At 52.5% G+C, this 16,144-nt stretch carries 17 protein-coding genes; 2 read left to right on the plus strand and 15 right to left on the minus strand.

The features are described from left to right. Nucleotides 1–18: 18 nt before the first annotated feature. The 15 genes from fliG to ccmA all read right to left on the minus strand — a co-directional run bounded on the left by fliG (nucleotide 19) and on the right by ccmA (nucleotide 13,600). Nucleotides 19–1,056 carry a flagellar motor switch protein FliG gene (gene fliG, locus CCY32_RS08505; protein ID WP_088330421.1) on the minus strand — a complete coding sequence of 346 codons (1,038 nt, stop codon included), beginning with the start codon at nucleotides 1,054–1,056 and terminating at the stop codon, nucleotides 19–21. A 17-nt stretch (nucleotides 1,057–1,073) separates the two neighbouring features. Then, nucleotides 1,074–2,771, minus strand: coding sequence for a flagellar basal-body MS-ring/collar protein FliF (gene fliF, locus CCY32_RS08510; RefSeq protein ID WP_088330199.1), 1,698 nt, complete (start codon nucleotides 2,769–2,771; stop codon nucleotides 1,074–1,076). Between the two features lie 77 nt (nucleotides 2,772–2,848). Beyond that, the gene (fliE, locus tag CCY32_RS08515) at nucleotides 2,849–3,175 is read right to left on the minus strand and encodes a flagellar hook-basal body complex protein FliE (RefSeq protein ID WP_088330200.1); all 327 of its coding nucleotides are present in this window, start codon (nucleotides 3,173–3,175) and stop codon (nucleotides 2,849–2,851) included. A 202-nt stretch (nucleotides 3,176–3,377) separates the two neighbouring features. Further along, the gene (locus CCY32_RS08520; protein ID WP_088330422.1) at nucleotides 3,378–4,394 is read right to left on the minus strand and encodes an SDR family oxidoreductase; all 1,017 of its coding nucleotides are present in this window, start codon (nucleotides 4,392–4,394) and stop codon (nucleotides 3,378–3,380) included. Nucleotides 4,395–4,399: 5 nt separating this feature from the next. Next, on the minus strand, nucleotides 4,400–5,674 hold the full coding sequence (gene tviB / locus CCY32_RS08525; protein ID WP_088330201.1) for a Vi polysaccharide biosynthesis UDP-N-acetylglucosamine C-6 dehydrogenase TviB: 1,275 nt from the start codon (nucleotides 5,672–5,674) through the stop codon (nucleotides 4,400–4,402). 128 nt (nucleotides 5,675–5,802) lie between these two features. Beyond that, entirely contained in the window at nucleotides 5,803–6,609 is an 807-nt protein-coding gene (locus tag CCY32_RS08530) for a VacJ family lipoprotein (protein ID WP_088330202.1), read from the minus strand. Then, nucleotides 6,606–7,829 carry a c-type cytochrome biogenesis protein CcmI gene (gene ccmI, locus CCY32_RS08535; protein WP_088330203.1) on the minus strand — a complete coding sequence of 408 codons (1,224 nt, stop codon included), beginning with the start codon at nucleotides 7,827–7,829 and terminating at the stop codon, nucleotides 6,606–6,608. The genes CCY32_RS08530 and ccmI overlap by 4 nt, the downstream gene beginning before the upstream one ends. After that, complete coding sequence (locus CCY32_RS08540) at nucleotides 7,826–8,269, minus strand: cytochrome c-type biogenesis protein (RefSeq protein ID WP_088330204.1); 444 nt, start codon at nucleotides 8,267–8,269, stop codon at nucleotides 7,826–7,828. Before CCY32_RS08540 ends, ccmI begins: the two co-directional genes overlap by 4 nt. Continuing rightward, nucleotides 8,266–8,865 carry a DsbE family thiol:disulfide interchange protein gene (locus CCY32_RS08545; protein ID WP_088330205.1) on the minus strand — a complete coding sequence of 200 codons (600 nt, stop codon included), beginning with the start codon at nucleotides 8,863–8,865 and terminating at the stop codon, nucleotides 8,266–8,268. Before CCY32_RS08545 ends, CCY32_RS08540 begins: the two co-directional genes overlap by 4 nt. Next, a complete protein-coding gene (locus tag CCY32_RS08550) occupies nucleotides 8,865–10,847 on the minus strand; it encodes a heme lyase CcmF/NrfE family subunit (protein ID WP_088330206.1) in 1,983 nt (660 codons plus the stop codon). Before CCY32_RS08550 ends, CCY32_RS08545 begins: the two co-directional genes overlap by 1 nt. Before the next feature lie 12 nt (nucleotides 10,848–10,859). After that, a complete protein-coding gene (gene ccmE / locus CCY32_RS08555) occupies nucleotides 10,860–11,324 on the minus strand; it encodes a cytochrome c maturation protein CcmE (RefSeq protein ID WP_088330207.1) in 465 nt (154 codons plus the stop codon). Then, a complete protein-coding gene (gene ccmD / locus CCY32_RS08560) occupies nucleotides 11,321–11,536 on the minus strand; it encodes a heme exporter protein CcmD (protein ID WP_088330208.1) in 216 nt (71 codons plus the stop codon). Before ccmD ends, ccmE begins: the two co-directional genes overlap by 4 nt. Continuing rightward, nucleotides 11,526–12,278, minus strand: a complete 753-nt coding sequence (locus tag CCY32_RS08565) for a heme ABC transporter permease (RefSeq protein WP_088330209.1) — start codon at nucleotides 12,276–12,278, stop codon at nucleotides 11,526–11,528. The genes ccmD and CCY32_RS08565 overlap by 11 nt, the downstream gene beginning before the upstream one ends. 33 nt (nucleotides 12,279–12,311) lie before the next feature. After that, the gene (ccmB, locus tag CCY32_RS08570) at nucleotides 12,312–12,980 is read right to left on the minus strand and encodes a heme exporter protein CcmB (RefSeq protein ID WP_088330210.1); all 669 of its coding nucleotides are present in this window, start codon (nucleotides 12,978–12,980) and stop codon (nucleotides 12,312–12,314) included. After that, entirely contained in the window at nucleotides 12,977–13,600 is a 624-nt protein-coding gene (gene ccmA / locus CCY32_RS08575; protein ID WP_088330423.1) for a cytochrome c biogenesis heme-transporting ATPase CcmA, read from the minus strand. The genes ccmB and ccmA overlap by 4 nt, the downstream gene beginning before the upstream one ends. A gap of 122 nt (nucleotides 13,601–13,722) precedes the next feature. Here ccmA and CCY32_RS08580 point away from each other — a divergent pair, with 122 nt between their 5' ends. Then, complete coding sequence (locus CCY32_RS08580; protein ID WP_088330211.1) at nucleotides 13,723–15,693, plus strand: flagellar hook-length control protein FliK; 1,971 nt, start codon at nucleotides 13,723–13,725, stop codon at nucleotides 15,691–15,693. Continuing rightward, the gene (locus CCY32_RS08585) at nucleotides 15,690–16,013 is read left to right on the plus strand and encodes an EscU/YscU/HrcU family type III secretion system export apparatus switch protein (RefSeq protein WP_088330212.1); all 324 of its coding nucleotides are present in this window, start codon (nucleotides 15,690–15,692) and stop codon (nucleotides 16,011–16,013) included. The genes CCY32_RS08580 and CCY32_RS08585 overlap by 4 nt, the downstream gene beginning before the upstream one ends. The last annotated feature ends 131 nt before the right edge of the window (nucleotides 16,014–16,144 follow it).

Raw genomic sequence — 16,144 nt, forward strand, 5'->3', positions numbered from 1 at the left:
AGGCCCATGGTCATACCCTTACAGGAATTCATCACCACCGCCGCCTCCGAGCATAATTTCGCCTGCATCGGCAAGACGTCTCGCCACAGAGAGAATTTCTTTTTGCGCCGCTTCCACTTCACTGATGCGTACCGGTCCCATTGCCTCCAAATCATCCAGTAGCATTTCGGCGGCACGTTTTGACATGTTCTTGGTAATTTTATCTTTAAGGTTGTCATCGGCGCCTTTAATGGCTTTAAGCAGGGCCTCTTGCTGCACTTCCCGAAGCAGTGTCTGAATCGCCCGGTCATCCACGTCTGCCAGGTTATCGAAGACAAACATCAGATCCTGAATCTGCTGACTCATTTCTTCATCCTGCTCACGGATGGCATCCATCAACTGCCCTTCAATATTGGTATCCAGATAGTTCATGATATCTGCAGCAGATTTCAGACCACCCATCTTGGCAGCCTGAGCGCCGGCCTGACCGGCAAATTGTTTTTCCATAATCTCGTTTAATTCCTGCAAGGCAGCGGGTTGAACCTCTTCGAGGTTAGCGATACGCATCATCAGATCCAGTCTGACTTTCTCAGGGAATTGGGCCATGATTTCAGCAGATTGTTCAGCTTCCAGATAAGACAACACAATGGTCTGAATCTGCGGGTGCTCATTACGAATAATGCTCGCCACCTGCTTGGAATCCATCCACTTCAGTGAATCCAGTCCTTTGGCCCCACCCCCCATCAGGATCTGATCGATGAGGTTGGCGGCTTTATCCTCACCCAAGGCCGCGGTCAGAGCTTTTTTCACAAATTCCTGGCTCTGGAAGCCAATGGTGCTGTAATTCTGAATTTCTTCGATAAAATGCTTGTGCACCGCGGTGATTTTATTCTGGGTCATGTCCTCGATACTGGCCATGGACGAACCCAGTTTTTGCACTTGTTTGGGCTCCAGATGTTTGAGGATCTGCGCCGCGTCCTCCTCAGACAGACTGAGTAGCAACATAGCAGCTTTTTCCACGCCCTCGAGTTTACTGACATCGTAGCCGGACGCTTCCTGCTCCTGTTCCTGAATCATTTGTTTAGCTGCCATTATTACTCATCCTGCATCAACCAGCCTTTTACCACCTGTGCAGACAACTCGGGCTCATTGGCCACCAGGGCGCGCACCGCTTTGAGCACATCTTCATCTTTATGCAGATCTGGCAACATCAATGAACCATCTGAGTTGAAGCCGACCTGCCCTTCGTCAAACTCCTGCGACAGCATGCTGATGGTCTCATCGCCCAGATCCAGGCCGGCATCCGCATCAAAGCTGTCTGCTTCGTGCGTGTCTTCAGGGTAAATCAGTCTCTTAAGCATGGGGCGTACGATGGCCAGAATCAAGGTCATAATAACCAGACCTCCCACCAGCAGACGCAGCGCCCGCATAAACCATTCCTGCTCCCAGATGGGGGTTTCCACCAAACCGATATCTTCGATACGTTTAAACGGAATGCTGACCACTTCCAGCGAGTCGCCACGGGTGACATCAAAGCCAATGCCACCTTGCAGCAAACGACGAATATTCAGTAATTCTTCCTGACTGCGAGGCACATTTGAGGTCGTGCCATCCTCTGCGGTTTGCTGAATATGGTCCACCGCCACCGATACACTCAGACGCCTGACCACGCCCGTTTGCTGTTTAGTGTGGCTGATGGTGGTGTCTAACTCATAGTTGCGGGTGGCTTCTTTGTGAGAACGGCCCGGTAACGAGCGGCCCTGAGCGCCACCATTTGCTTCCTCTGGAATGTCCGACTCCAGCGGCGGCTGATTGGTCAATGCGCCGGGGATACCAGCAGCAATGCCGCCTACGGTATTATCCTCTACGGTCATTTCACTGCGAACCGCAGGTAAATCAGGGTTATAACGTTTCTGGGTTTGCTCCACCGAAGTGAAGTCCATGCTGACATCGACCTGAGCGGTATAGTTGCCCAGCCCCAGCACGGGAATAAGGATAGAGTCGATTTTTGACAGGGTTTCCGCTTCACGGCGCTGTTCAATTTCATATTCTTTGCGCGCCCGCGCTGACTCCGCATCCTGAGAGCCTGAGTTGAGCAAACGACCATTGCTATCGGTGACGGTGACGCGGTTTGGCTCCATCCCCTGCACGGCAGAAGCAACAATATCAACCAGTGCGTCCACTTCCTGACCAGACAGCACTGAGCCCCGTTTGAGGGTAACGACCACGGTGGCACTGGGTTTTTTCTCGACCCTGGCAAACACACTTTCTTTAGGCATGGCCAACAAGACATTGGCACGGGTTACCGCACTGATACTCTCTATGGTGCGGGCAATCTGTTGCTCACGGGCATGTTTAAGACGCTCTTTCTCTACCCGCTGACTGACACCAAACCCCATGTCCTGCATGATAATATCGGTGCCGGCAGAGGGTTCCTGTGATATCCCCTGTCGGGTCATGCCCAGTTTGATGTCCTGATATTGATTTTCGTTAACGTAAATGACGTTGCCATCGAGGCGATATTCAATCTGATTCAGATCCAGATAATCGAGGGTTTCAATCAACTCTTCTGTGGGCATTTTTGCCAGCGGTCTGAAATCAGGCTCTCTGGCCCAGATGACAATAAACACCGCGATCGCCACACATATTACCAGGGCCACAATCAAGGTAATCTGACGCAGCAGATCCAGGCCGCCGAGACCGTCAACAAACCCCGATTTTTGTTCCTGAGTATCATCATCCAGATTGTTATCACCGGATACGGCTAACTCAGTACTTGTTGCTTCAGCCACCTGTTATCTCCTCGGCATATCTGCGCCTGATCGGCGGCACAGATAGATTGGCATAGTTAAAATCGATACGTTCTGGCTTACACCGGCATGTTCATGATGGTTTTATAGGCTTCCAGCACTTTATTGCGCACCTGCACCGTGGCTTCAAAGGCGATACCGGCCTTTTCCTTGGTAATCATGACGTCCGCCATGCTCAGGTTGGGATCGCCCATCTCAAAGGCGCGTTGCGCGTCACGAGACTCCCATCCCATGCTGTTCACCGTTCCTAATGCTTCTTTGAGCATATCGCCAAAATTCTGTGAACTGGGATTGGTCACCAAGGGCTGTGCTTGACCCAGGCCACTGTTGGCCTCACTGGCCAGCGCCTGTAACTGGCTGTAAAGAGAGTCGGCTTTAATTTCCATGGTTGTGCTCCAAAGAAAACTGATTTTTGACAGTTAAAGATACTTTGGACTGATTAAAGCAATACTGATGCCACCTTTAATTAGGCTTTAAATACAATAACTTATAGTGGAATTTTGTGAACATGTCGAGATTTTGACTAAGGATATGAGGGGGAGCGTTGGCGCTGTACAGGGGCCACTGACGGCCCCTTCTCTGTTGGCTTCAGACGTTTTTGACATACCAGGGCATGGTCAGACTGATACCGTCGAAAATGCGAAACTGCGGATCATAGCCGAGCAAGCTCTGTCCTTTGCTGACATCCGCCTGAGAATGGCGCACATCACCGGCTCTGAAATCACGGTAAACCGGCTTTTTCGTGTAGGCGACGCCCTGTTCAGCCAACGCATCTTTGATCGCCTGAAACAGCTGATTCAGGGTGGTTCGGTCACCCAACGCCACATTAAACACTTCACTGTTTTTCAGTGGCGTCATCGCAGCAAGGATATTCATCTGCACCACATTATCGATATAACAGAAATCGCGACTGGTCTCGCCGTCACCATTGATGAATACGTCTTCACCGTGGTTCATGGCCGCTGTCCATTTGGGAATCACAGCCGCATAGGCGCCATCGGGATCCTGACGACGCCCGAACACATTAAAGTAGCGCAATCCGGTGCTCTTAAACCCATAAGCCCGGTCAAACACATCGGCATACAGCTCATTGACGTATTTAGTGACAGCATAGGGCGATAACGGCTTGCCGATGTTCTCTTCCACTTTGGGCAATGCCGGGTGATCCCCATAAGTGGAACTGGACGCCGCATAGACAAAAGCTTTAACCCCCTCTTCCTTGGCGGCACTGAGCATGTTTAAAAAGCCGCTGATATTCACCTCGTTAGAGGTAATCGGATCGTTTAAAGAACGGGGCACCGACCCCAACGCGGCCTGATGCAATACCCGATCGACACCTTTGACCGCATCTCTGCAAACCGCTTTATCGCGAATGTCTCCTTCGATAAAACGAAAATTCTTCCAGCCACTTTCTCCTACCAGCGCTTTGACTTCGTCCAGATTTCGCTGATGACCGGTTGCAAAGTTATCCAGCCCAACTACCTGTTGATTAGCTTTGAGCAGGGCTTCCACAAGATTTGAGCCGATAAAGCCTGCCGCACCGGTAACCAACCAAACCTGAGGCTGTTGCTTAAGCTCTGTGAGTACCTTTTGATAGCGTTCCATGACCATCATAGTCTCCTGTCTGTCAGTGATTTATCCAGCGCGTATTTGAGGTCGTAAATGACGCGCTTTTCCTTACATAAACGATCGAAGGTAGCCCGGTCATATTGCCGGAATTCATTGTGCGCAACCGCCAGGATCACCGCATCATATGCATTTTCAGAGGGGCGCTTGAGTAATTCCAGACCATATTCATGCATCGCTTCCTCGGCATTCGCCCAGGGATCGTAAATCTCAACACTGGCGCCATATTCACTGAGTTCACTGACAATATCCACAACACGAGTGTTACGCAGATCTGGACAGTTTTCTTTAAACGTCAGGCCTAATAGCAGCACCTTTGCCTGTTGCACCTGGATACCCTTTTGGATCATACATTTGACCAGCTCAGACACCACGTACTTACCCATGCCGTCATTAAGACGACGCCCCGCCAGAATCATTTCGGGGTGATAGCCAATGGCCTGCGCCTTATGGGTAAGGTAATAGGGATCCACACCGATGCAGTGGCCCCCCACCAGGCCCGGACGAAACGGCAAAAAGTTCCACTTGGTACCGGCGGCTTCCAATACTTCGAGTGTATCGATGCCGAGTTGATTGAAGATGATGGCAAGCTCATTGATCAACGCAATATTCACATCCCGTTGGGTGTTCTCGATGACCTTAGCCGCTTCGGCCACCTTGATAGTACTGGCTTTATGGGTACCTACGGTGATGATCTCTCGATACAGAGAATCCACCAGTTCCGCTATCTCCGGCGTTGAACCAGACGTCACTTTCTTAATGGTGGAGACACGGTGCTCTTTATCACCGGGGTTTATCCGCTCAGGACTATAGCCTGCGTAGAAGTCTTTATTAAATGTCAGCCCCGACACCCGCTCCAGTACCGGCACGCAGTCTTCTTCGGTGGCGCCAGGATAAACCGTACTCTCATAGATCACGATGTCACCGGCTTTGAGCACTTTACCAATGGTTTCACTGGCTTTTATCAAAGGTGTCAAATCAGGGCGCTTAAAACTGTCAATCGGTGTCGGAACGGTGACGATAAACACATTTGCCTGTTTAAGTTCCTCCAGCTGATCGGTGAAACTCAACTTCTTGGCTTGTTGCAGTTCCTCAGAGGAAACCTCAAGGGTTGCGTCCACGCCTTTCTTAAGCTCAGCGATACGTCGGGCATTGATATCAAAGCCAATGACGCTGCGCTTTTTTGCGAATTCCGCTGCCAGTGGCAGGCCAACGTAACCCAGACCGATAACGGCAACCCTTAAATCTTTTAGCTCCATAACTGCGTCCTGATCCCATCTGCTATTTTTTGTTGTGCAATGTTTAATACGCGCCCGGAATTTTCCACAACGCGTAACACCTGGCTATATGGTGAGGCATTTACCGGACAAGTCAATGCAAAAAACCGTCACAGGCCCTCCAGATACGCATCGATATCTTCTTCAAGCTCTGCTTCTTGCTCTGACTTTTCTACCTCACCATCTTTAATTCTGTATTCAAGGTTTTGCAGGTAGATATTGCGCACCATGGCATAAGGGTCAACGGCATTGTTAATCAGCTCTTCCTGCTGAATCAGTGACACGCGGGTTTCCAGCGCCTTAATCAGTCGCCTCGCCAGACTCAACTGCCAGCTTAAATCGTCCAGAGGGAAATAGGCAGAGTCGACTACCATGCTGGCGCCACCTCTGACATCTCTGGGGCCAAGAGCAGGCAACATCAGGTAAGGGCCTGCTCCCACTCCCCAAACACCCAGCACTTCTTCAAATTCCTCTTCTTCACGGTTAAGCCCCATGTCGCTGGCCACATCAATGGTGCCTAACAGACCCAGGGTCGAATTTACTACAAAGCGTCCGATGCTGACCATGGACTCGCCCACTTTACCTTGTAACAGGTTATTCACCGAATTGACCGGCTCTTCGAGATTAACGGCAGCGTTGAGCAGCCCCGTGCGGGCAAAGCCGGGCATGTATTCGGCATAGGCCACGGCCATCGGTCTCAATAGGTAAGGGTCGAGGTACTCCCAGTTAAAGGTCCATACAGCCCGATTGAAGTCTTCCAGAGGATCATTAATCGCCTCCCCCGATACAGGAGCAGGGGCGTTGGTCTGGCTGATGGAGGAAGCATTCTGCCCAGCCTGCTGTTCTACTTGCGGGGCGGATGCACAGCCCGCCAATATAAACAGCAACGGCAGCAGCATGGGTATCAGTTTAGTCATTCAATTTCCTTATTTATCACAATCTTCTCAAGCATTTGGGTACCGGATGCAAGGCTAACCTGAATGTGCCCCTCAAGCTCACCGGCCATCGCGCTGACATCGGCATCTTCGGAGATACGTGCAATCAGCTCGGCCTGATGCAGGTCTGACAAACGATAATCGGCTAGCATCGCATTGTCGTCACTCAGGGTAAGACTGACCGGTAAATCAGTCAGCGGCTGCCTGATAACCGCAGCAGGCATATTCCCGCGCTGGGGATCGCGGGCAAATACAATTAAATACCCTTGCGCAGGTAGTTTTTCTTTAAGGGCCGGTGTAATACTGACCTCAACTGTCAGTGACGTAGCGTCGTCGTTATCGGGCCCACTCAGTTCAGCAATGCGCTCTTGCACCGAGGCATACATAGGGTCGCTGACCGGTAACTGTTGTTGAAGCTGCCGCCAGCTGTCGAGGGCTTTTTGGTTGTCACCAAGTTGCGTTGCAGCAATCGCCCTCAATCCGATGGCACTGTGATTGTCCGGCTCCGTTGCGATGAGCTCATTCAGTAATGCCAGCGCGCGCCTGAGGTTGTTTTCTTGCGCGGTCATTACCAAGGCCTGAGCCAGACTCATCCTTGCGCTGGCGCGTTGTGGATCCAGCTGCAACGACTTTTCATAGGCTTCTATGGCAGAATCAAAGCGATTCAGGCTGGCATGCAAGCGCCCTAATAATAACCAGCCTTCAGGGGCTTCAGGCTGGTGCCACAGGCGTGTTCTTAAGGCCAGCGCGAAGGTCTGTAACTCCTCGGCTGAAATACTCGGGTCGGCTTCCACCACTACCCGCTTACCCAACTCAGCAAGACGACTGTTAGCCTCCTGCCAGTGCATTAAGGCTCCGATCTCATTCGCTTTCCAATAGCTTCCCGCTGCCACAAGCAATGCGACCAACAATCCTGTTACCACTACCGGCAACGAAAAACGCTTGCCTGTTAAGGTGACCGCACCTTGCTCCTGAGCCAGGGCCAGTTTAAGTTCCAGCTCAGCCTGGCGCTGATCCTCCCGGCTGATCAGCCCCTCATCCGCTTCCCGCTGCAATTCACTGAGCCGCTCGCGGGTCAGTTGCACATTCAGCGCCTGACTATCTGCGCCGTTCTCTTTTTGTCGGCTGAACAGCCATGGCCAGGCAATCAGTACCAAAGCAAACAGAAAAAATGCGCAGGCCACACCCCAGAACACTATCACTTATCATCCTCCAGCCACTTTTCGGCCTTTGCCAGCATCGCTTTATCGAAGCCTTTTTCCTGTGTTTTACGCCGCCGTATCAGGACCACCAACACCAGCCCCATAAACAAAACCGGTCCCATCCACAGCATTAATGTCAGAGGATTGAGTGGCGGCTGATAGTAAACAAAATCCCCATAACGTTGCTTCATATAGTCAATGACCTGTTGCTCGCTATATCCCTTTTTTATCAACTCGTACACTTTGCGCTTCATGTCCTGGGAAACCAGGGCATTAGAATCGGCAATGTTCTGATTCTGGCATTTAGGGCAACGAAGATTCTCAGACAATCGCTGAAAGACCTCTCGTTGCGCCGGTTTATCGAACTCGTAAACCTCCTGAACGGCCTGGAGGCTCGGGCTCAGGCTCAGTATCAGTAAAAGACCGGCGTACCACCTCATTCACCCGACTCCTTAAGCGCTGCGACATTGTCACTAACTTGTTCATATACAGGCAAGAACTTCTCCTGCCACACACGTTCATTCACATCACCAATGTGGTGGAGTCTGATTTTCCCTTCAGCATCGATGAGAAAGGTTTCCGGGGCACCTGAAACGCCCAAATCCAGGGATAAACTGCGCTGTTGATCAAAAATATTGAAAGCGTAAGGGTTACCCCATTGACCCAATGTCTTATGAATATCCTGTCGAATCTGACTCACCGACTTGGCACCAAAATCGGGGTCAAGGTCCTGCTCGTAATATAATCCGACAATGCGCACCCCTTGCTCCCTCAGGCCGGTCAGAAAAGGCAGTTCATAAGCACAGGTCACGCACCAGGTTCCCCACACATTGAGCAGCGTCACTTCACCGGCAAAGACCTCTGGACCATAGCGCACGCTGTCGTCCATCACATCCGCCAGGGAAAATTCAGGTACGGGTCTGTTGAGCAGACTGGACTGGCGCGCTGTAGGGTCGGAAAAAAGCCCTTGCAATAAAAACACGCTCACCAGTAAAAACAGCAAAAGAGGCAGCAAAAACAATCCCAGCTTTTTCATTAGCATGCCTCCTGTACGCGTTCGCTTGTGGCTGATACCGGGTCATGGGCCCGCTTTTTGAGACGGTAACGTTTGTCAGATAAGGACAAACAGCCTCCTATCGCCATTAACAGGGCTCCGGCCCAGATCCAGCGAATAAAGGGTTTCACATATACCCTTAGCGCCCAGGCCCCATTATTCAGCTGCTCACCAAGTGCCACATATAAGTCACGAGTTACCCCGACATCAATGGCCGCCTCAGTCATCACAGACCGCTGCACCGTATAAAAGCGCTTCTCGGCTTCCACATGACTGTACTTTTCACCATTTTGATAGATATCCATAATGGCAACATGGCCGGTATAATTGGGCCCCTGTAGCGGCTTGACGCCATCCAGACGAAAGGTATACCCGGCCAGGTCAATACTGTCGCCCGGACTCATACGCACGTCACGTTCGATACTGAAGCTGGTGACCATGGCAATACCGATAATCATAACCGCAAAGCCAAGATGTCCCAGCACCATGCCCCAATGACTGGGTGTCAGCTTCTTCAGCTGGACCAGAACCTCACCGTCACCTGCCAGTCGCTGGCGGATTTCCTGGACGGTTGTCACCACAATCAGCAAGCTCAATAGCAGACCAAGAGTGGCCATATAAGAAAACGGGTCTGTGCCCAGTGATAACAGCAAAGCAGCACCAATGCTTATCAGCAGCGCCTGCAAAACCTGACTGCGCAGCGCGCTCAGACTCTGCTGCTTCCACCGACTCAGCGGCCCCATGGCCAGTAAAAACACAAAAGGAACAACCAGATAGACAAACATCTGATCAAAAAAGGGCGCGCCGATACTGATAGAACCCAGGCCCAGTTCCTTATGCACCAGCGGCAACAGGGTCCCCAATAGCACCACCAGCGTGGCGGCACTGAGCAGGATATTGTTGCCGATTAACATCATCTCTCTGGAGAGCAACTGATAACGGCCGATACTGCGCAGCTGGGGGGCCCGCAACGCATACAACAACAACGAGCCGCCAATCACCAGCATCAACAACGCAAGAATAAACAGGCCGCGCGTCGGGTCTGAGGCAAAAGAATGCACCGAAACGAGTATCCCAGAACGCACCAAGAAAGTGCCCAGCAGACTCAGACAGAAAGCCGAGATGGCCAGCAGCACGGTCCAGGATTTAAATACTTTGCGCTTTTCGGTGACTGCCAGAGAATGCAGCAACGCCGTGCCCACCAACCAGGGCATAAAGGATGCATTCTCTACCGGGTCCCAGAACCACCAGCCACCCCAGCCAAGTTCTTTGTAAGCCCACCAGCTGCCCAGTGCAATTCCCAGCGTCAGAAACACCCAGGCTGCCAGCGTCCAGGGTCGGGACCATCGTGCCCAGGTGGAATCCAGCCGACCGGCAATCAGGGCGGCAATAGCAAAGGCAAAGACCACAGAAAAGCCCACATAGCCCATGTATAGCAAGGGTGGATGGATAATCATGCCAAAATCCTGCAAAAGAGGATTCAAGTCCCGTCCATCCACGGGGAAGAAGGGCAATAAGCGCTCAAAAGGATTCGAGGCCAGCAGCATGTACAGGTAAAACCCGACACCCACCAACCCCAGCACCCCCAGCACCCGGGACAGGATTTCCTGAGGGATACTCCTACTGAACAGCGCGACTGCTACGGTCCATACTGAAAAAATCAGCACCCACAGCAGGAATGAGCCTTCGTGTCCGCCCCATACCGCCGTCAGACGGTAGTACCAGGGTAACAAGGTGTTTGAGTTATGGGCCACATAGGCCACCGAGAAATCATTCTCGAAAAAAGCCCAGCTCAGGCAAAAATAGGAAAAGGCGGTAAATAAAAACGTTCCAAGGGCAAGCGGACGCGCAGTCGCCATCAGTGCCGCATTCCCTCGTTGTGCCCCCCAAAGCGGATAGATAGCCAGTAGTATGGCCATCAGCAAAGCCAGTACCAGCGAAAAATGTCCAAGCTCGGCTAACATCTAAACGGACTCCTAATAACCTGCTTCTGAGGGTTTGACATGCTTGATCCCTTTCATCGCCTCAGCAAGCTCAGGGGGCATATATTCTTCATCATGTTTGGCCAGCACTTCTTCCGCCTGGATATGATTGGCCTGGGTCAGATATCCGGTTGCAACAATCCCCTGTCCCTCACGGAAAAGATCCGGCAGTATGCCCTGGTAACTCACGGTAATAGTCGGGCCGGTATCAACCAGATCGAAGCTCACCGCCAGACTGTCAGCGTCGCGACGTACAGAGCCTTCCACCACCATACCGCCCACACGCAGTCGCTGTCCGACCTGAGGTTTCACACCCTTTTTCCCCTGCACAATTTCAGAGGGGGTATAGAAAAGATCAATGTTCTGGCCGAGAGCGTACAGCATCAGCCCGATTGCCGATGCCACCACCAGCACCACCGCAGACACGGCCAGTAATCGTTGTTTACGTCTTGGATTCATGCTTTGTTGCCTTTTACCTGTTTGCTACGACTGGCCTGTATACGTTTTTGGCGCTGCTGTTCCTGTAAAATTGTCCTTAGCACCTGCTTACGGGCCAGTCGGCTTTGTAGGATCAATCCGATCAGGGCCAGCAGGCTGACACCGAAGGCCAGCCATACAAAAAAGCCGTACCCGCCCATTGCCCAGAATTCGGACCAACTCTCAAACTGCATCGCTATGCTCCTTTCTCGCCTGCGCCTGTACCCAGGGCCGGTGTATCTCTCGGCGCATTAACTCACTCTGGAAGCGGTACACACTCAATGCCGCAGACGCCAGGGCCAGCCCCAGAATACACAACAATAAAGGCCACAACATTTCTGGCGCGATAGAAGGCTTACCAAACTTGGTGATGGTGGCGCCCTGATGCAGGGTATTCCACCATTCTACCGAGAAATGAATAATGGGCAGATTCACCACGCCTACCAGGGCCATCACTCCGGCGGCCTTGCCGCCCTGCTGTTTGTCATCGAAAGACTGATACAATGCCATGACGCCAAGGTAGAGAAACAACAGGATCAATTCAGAGGTCAGGCGCGCATCCCACACCCACCAGGTCCCCCACATGGGTTTACCCCAGGCGGCACCGGTAAACAAGGCAATAAAGGTCAGCACGGCCCCGACCGGTGCAATAGCCGCTACGGCCATGGTCGCTGTGCGAAGCTGCCATACCAGTCCCACCAGCGCCGCCACTGCCATAGCGCTGTATACCCCCATGGATAGAATGGCGGAGGGTACGTGGATATAGATAATGCGAAAAGAATCGCCCTGCTGATAATCGGCTGGCGCGAACATCAACCCCCACAGGGTACCTGTAGCCAGAATGACAATGGCACTGATACTCAGCCATGGCAGCAATCTGGCGCACAACTCAAAAGCCTTTTCCGACTTCGCATAAGGATGTAACCATTTCCACATAGTAACTACTACCTTCTCATTGTCCGGGATTGTTCAGCCCTGTACCACACGCAGCGCATAGGCTGTGGCAAAAGGGGTTAACGCCAATGCAAGCAGCAGCAGTGCGGCGATGATGGCAAGCTGACCATTATAAGAAAGTTGTAACGCCGCTGCATCTACCGCCGAGGTGGCAAAAATCAATAACGGGATGAACAACGGCAGCAACAGCAGCGACAGCAGCACCCCGCCCCGTTGCAGGCCCGTTGTCAGTGCCACACCGGTGGCTCCAACCAGACTCAACAAAGGGGTGCCCAATATCAGTGTCATCAGCAGCGCCTTGTACATATCAGCGGTCAGGTGCAGGAATAAGGCGAGTAACGGAGAAATCAGCAGCAGCGGCAACACACAGGTTAACCAGTGCGCCATGACCTTGATGAGTACCACCAGTGTCAGCGGCACCGCAGAGAGGCTCATCTGCTCCAGCCAACCATCATTAAAGTCATCCCGGAACAATCGCTCCATGCCCAGTAAGGAAGCCAGCAATACCGCTACCCAGATCACTCCGGGGCCAATTTTTTGCAATGTTTGCGGCCCCGGACCGACGCCCAGGGGAAACAAGCTGATAACCAAAATAAAAAACACCAGCGGCTGTAACAGCTCACCTTTTTGCCTGAACGCTAACGCCAGTTCTCTGCCCAGCAGGGCCCCGAGTGCAGCTTTCATAATCGATACTCCAGCTGCAAGGTGCGAACCGGGTGAGACAACGCAAGAGGCTGATGTGATGTCAGAATAATCAAGCCCTCGTTTTTAAGGTGCTGTTCCATTTTCTCACTGAGTAATCTGATGGCGCTGCTATCGAGTGCCGTGAAAGGTTCGTCTAACACCCATAAGCTGGCGGGTTTCAGCCATAACCTGGCCAGCGCAATACGCCGCTGCTGTCCGGCAGAAAGCTGACCGGCAGGCAAGGTTTCCAGCCCCACCAGTCCCAGCTCATCGAGAACGGCAAAAATATCGACATCCTCAGCGAGACCTTGCATCCGGCACCAATATTTCAGATTCTCAGCACCGCTCAAATGGTGATTAACGGCATATTTGTGACCACAATAAATAAGCTGGCCTGCAAAATCCTGGGTCACATCCTGAATGCGTTGCTGGTCCCACAATACCTGGCCGGACTCAGATTCGGCCAGCCCCACCAGAATTCTCAGCAAACTGGTTTTACCGGCCCCATTGGGCCCCTGAATATGCAGAAGCTGCCCCGACTGAACAGTAAAGTCGAGACCTTCGAACAGGACACGATCACGTTTGACACAACTGAGATTGTTGACAGACAGACAGCTCAAATCAGGCTCGGATGGTGTAAATTTCGGGCGCGATAATAACACAGGTTTATCTTTGCGTTCTATTCTGTATTAATCTTGTGCCTGTGTATTCATCAGACTGTGCCCGGAGCCGATAACAGAGCATGTCAGATATTTTTCTCTCATCACAACAGCAGCTTGCCAATGCGCTGAAACAGCTTCAGTCAACGGCGAGTGTAGCCAACGCTCCCCTTGCACAACAGGCATCCCAGGTCATTGTCAAACACCTGTCCGGTAATCAGTTGTTGCTGCAAAACCCCAAAGGTGAGTTGCAGCTGCCTGCGCGCACCTTACGCGGTGAACTTGTCAGCGGCCAGTCTTACAATGTGCAGCTCAGTCCAACAGACAGCGGCAAACTCTCCTTCTCTTCGACATCAGTGCTTGTCCCGGCAAGCCTTGCAGACAGCGCGGTGCAACGGGTCAATACCCCTCTTCCCAAAGCCCTGGCCGATATATTGCTGTTACGCACCTTATCTGATCCCGCAGCGCCAGCGACAAACAGGCTTGGAGAGGCGCTTAAAACAGAAAACGGCACTGTGGTCATCAGCGCACAAGTATTAAGTGCCCGAGGCAAGACACTGACGCTACAGGTTGCCAACAGTCAGATTGCCGTGCGTTTGCCCACCTCGGCCGAAGGCTTTAGCACGGGACAGCCGGTACAACTTCAGTATCAGAAAAGTGGCGAATGGACGCTGGCACTGGCGCAAAAACCGGGCGCCAGCGCGCCCCCCGAACGAGTTCGCATCACCCTGCCTACGCAACAGGCCAGCCCGATTGCGCTGGCAATGCCCAGACAGCCTGCCTTGCCGCTCACCAGTTCAGGTGCCGAGGCCCTGTTAAACAGGCTGCCACCGCCGCTGCAATCACTGGCACCGCAGCTGACACAGCTGAGAAACATACCCGATGCCGCTCAGCTGGTCATTCGCGAGGGCGGTAAAGTGGATCTGCAGCTGAACCTTGCGCCGGGCAGTGAACGGGCCAGTATCAAATTGTCGGCCCCGCAACTGCAACAGTTGCACAGTATCGTTCCGGGTCTGACCCAGACCAGCAAAACTCTCTCTGGTATGCCCCCTGAGCTGCAGGTCACCATGCCAACGAGTGGAAATACCGTGCAAGCAGGCAATGCCGGCTCAGTACTCTCTTCGTCAGAACCTGTTGCAAAAAGTCTTGAGGCATTGCAAAGCTTGCTCAGGCGGATTCATGCCACTTCGGAGCCTCCATCCGCCACGCTGAATAAAATTGACCAGGCCCTTAAAGATCCGGTTGTGAATCAATCTGATTCGGCGAAGCTGATCCAACAGCTGGGGCAGCAACTTAATCAGAGCCTTCCCCGCGGCGAGCAACAGGACAGTCTGGCCCTCAGAGCCTTGCTGAGCCAGCCCGCCATGGCACTCACCCCACTGAGTCTGACCACACCTGCAAGTCAGTCAGGCTTTGTGGGCGGCCTGATCACACTGCTGCAACTGTCGCTGGCCGCCAGACAGTCTCGCAGCTATCCGGCCCAGAGCGACAAACTTGCAGAGCGGCTTTCCGGCATGCTGGAAAACACGGGCGGAGCCCGGGTCTCTGCGCGAGGACTGGCCGATCTGGCTCAGGTGGAGCAGCGCCATCAGTTGATCCGTAACCTTAGCCTGCTGCTTACCAGCCATACCGGGCATAAGGCAGTCAGTGCCGAAAGCCAGTTGCAGGGCCAGGACAGTTTTTATTACAGCCTGCCCCTGGGCAATGAACAGCAAAGAAAGGACCTGGAATTATTGATCCGCCGTGAGCCGCCTCCGGATAAAAAGAACCAACAGCAGGCCGGCAATCAGAAACAGTGGCATCTGACCATGAAGCTGGATGTCGGAGATCTGGGCGGGTTACTGGCAAAAGCCCGCTTGCATGAGATGCAACTGGAACTGGATTTTTACGCCGCCAATGACACCCTTAAAGATAAGGTGATTTGTATGCTACCGGTATTGAAGAAACGGCTGCTGGAGCTGGGTATCGAGGTTCATCACAGCCAGTGTCAACTGGGAAAAATCCCCACAACCCTTCAACAAAGGCCTTATCAGGTATTCGAGACTCAGGCATGAAAAAACCATCGCAGCACAAACCCCGCAGTGCAGTGGGGATCAAATACCAGGCAGACAACAAACAGCAAGCCCCTACTGTCATTGCAAAAGGATTTGGTGAGTTGGCAGAAGAGATCATCGCGCTGGCCAGACAAGAGGGGGTGCTGATTCACGAAGACGAGCACCTGGCAGGGTTTCTTAATCAGCTGGATCTGGGCCAGGAAATTCCCCGGGAACTGTACCTGGTGATTGCTGAGCTCATCGCCTTCTCCTATGTTTTACAAGGGAAATTCCCCGACTCCTGGCATAACATTCATGGTCGAATCTCTGACCAGGCCTGATGACTTGAAATCCACCACTGGTGGCCTCAAGGCTTGCAATTACAACATCGCGACTGTATAACCGAGCCCACGTTACTGCCGCTTTTCACTCAGTCTGACAGGTCTGGCGTGCATGCCAGGTGTGTTTTTGT

It is taken from the genome of Lacimicrobium sp. SS2-24 (assembly GCF_002201535.1).
In the GTDB taxonomy this organism is placed as follows: Bacteria; Pseudomonadota; Gammaproteobacteria; order Enterobacterales; family Alteromonadaceae; genus Lacimicrobium.

What these genes read in the sequence shown, in the direction of transcription:
- fliG (WP_088330421.1), bottom strand. Translation starts at nt 1,056, where the DNA reads ATGATTCAGGAACAGGAGCAGGAAGCGTCCGGCTACGATGTCAGTAAA.
- fliE (WP_088330200.1), bottom strand. Translation starts at nt 3,175, where the DNA reads ATGGAAATTAAAGCCGACTCTCTTTACAGCCAGTTACAGGCGCTGGCC.
- CCY32_RS08520 (WP_088330422.1), bottom strand. Translation starts at nt 4,394, where the DNA reads ATGGAACGCTATCAAAAGGTACTCACAGAGCTTAAGCAACAGCCTCAG.
- tviB (WP_088330201.1), bottom strand. Translation starts at nt 5,674, where the DNA reads ATGGAGCTAAAAGATTTAAGGGTTGCCGTTATCGGTCTGGGTTACGTT.
- CCY32_RS08530 (WP_088330202.1), bottom strand. Translation starts at nt 6,609, where the DNA reads ATGACTAAACTGATACCCATGCTGCTGCCGTTGCTGTTTATATTGGCG.
- CCY32_RS08540 (WP_088330204.1), bottom strand. Translation starts at nt 8,269, where the DNA reads ATGAGGTGGTACGCCGGTCTTTTACTGATACTGAGCCTGAGCCCGAGC.
- CCY32_RS08545 (WP_088330205.1), bottom strand. Translation starts at nt 8,865, where the DNA reads ATGAAAAAGCTGGGATTGTTTTTGCTGCCTCTTTTGCTGTTTTTACTG.
- CCY32_RS08550 (WP_088330206.1), bottom strand. Translation starts at nt 10,847, where the DNA reads ATGTTAGCCGAGCTTGGACATTTTTCGCTGGTACTGGCTTTGCTGATG.
- ccmE (WP_088330207.1), bottom strand. Translation starts at nt 11,324, where the DNA reads ATGAATCCAAGACGTAAACAACGATTACTGGCCGTGTCTGCGGTGGTG.
- ccmD (WP_088330208.1), bottom strand. Translation starts at nt 11,536, where the DNA reads ATGCAGTTTGAGAGTTGGTCCGAATTCTGGGCAATGGGCGGGTACGGC.
- CCY32_RS08565 (WP_088330209.1), bottom strand. Translation starts at nt 12,278, where the DNA reads ATGTGGAAATGGTTACATCCTTATGCGAAGTCGGAAAAGGCTTTTGAG.
- ccmB (WP_088330210.1), bottom strand. Translation starts at nt 12,980, where the DNA reads ATGAAAGCTGCACTCGGGGCCCTGCTGGGCAGAGAACTGGCGTTAGCG.
- CCY32_RS08580 (WP_088330211.1), top strand. Translation starts at nt 13,723, where the DNA reads ATGTCAGATATTTTTCTCTCATCACAACAGCAGCTTGCCAATGCGCTG.
- CCY32_RS08585 (WP_088330212.1), top strand. Translation starts at nt 15,690, where the DNA reads ATGAAAAAACCATCGCAGCACAAACCCCGCAGTGCAGTGGGGATCAAA.